The sequence below is a fragment of the Xanthomonas pisi DSM 18956 genome (assembly GCF_001010415.1).
Classification (GTDB): domain Bacteria; phylum Pseudomonadota; class Gammaproteobacteria; order Xanthomonadales; family Xanthomonadaceae; genus Xanthomonas; species Xanthomonas pisi.
In genome coordinates, this window is the sequence record NZ_JPLE01000242.1 from 1 (window position 1) to 740 (window position 740).

Consider the following 740-nt stretch of genomic DNA (forward strand, 5'->3'; position numbering starts at 1 on the left):
GTTACGGCGGCAATTATTTAAATAAGAACGTCACGACCTTCAACGCGACGCACAGCATCATCTTTAGAGTAGATTAGCGTGTATGTTGCATAGTATTCGGTGCGGTTATCGGAAGTGGTTTCAGTGTCAAAATCGACAGTCAACCAATAGCCGATAGTCTCAACCTGTCGCCAAGCAGTGTTGTCACCGGAAGTTTGCGTGATGTACTGTTTCTGGATTTCCGTCAGCGCCTTACCGACAGAGATGGTGCCGTTAACCTTCGCATTGTCAACAGCAACTTGAATCATGGCTTGTACAGTCGCTTTGCCTTCTTCGTTTGCAGGCACGCGACCAAGATTCAAGAACATGCTGAACAGCTGAGAAGTGATAGCAGATTTAAGCCACATCTCGTTGGCATAAGTGTTCATGTCAACTGCTGCGGTAGACCCGCCCATCAGAACGCCACGCTGGAAGAATGCGAGCGTTTGACCAGCTTGCTGAGTAGCGCCGATATAGTTTGCACGGTTTTGATCAGCAGTATCTGCGCGTGAATCAGTCGATACAGTAACATTTCGCGTGTCAAACTGATAATACATGTAGTTTTGAGTTGCATTTACAGTGTTATAGTTTGTCGCCGCGAGAATTTCAGCAGGTGCCTGGTCGATGTAATCATTCGCGAGGTTAGTTGCACGGATCATCATACCAACGCCTGAGTAACCTTTCAACGCGGTATAGGATGAGCCGATGTTGGCGAATGCAGT

Annotated in this window: 1 protein-coding gene; it reads right to left on the bottom strand. The window is 47.4% G+C overall.

Annotated elements, in window-relative coordinates; genetic code table 11:
• Nucleotides 1-17: 17 nt before the first annotated feature.
• A partial coding sequence (locus Y887_RS19695; protein ID WP_046965632.1) for a DUF3383 family protein occupies nt 18-740 on the bottom strand: 723 nt, incomplete at its 5' end.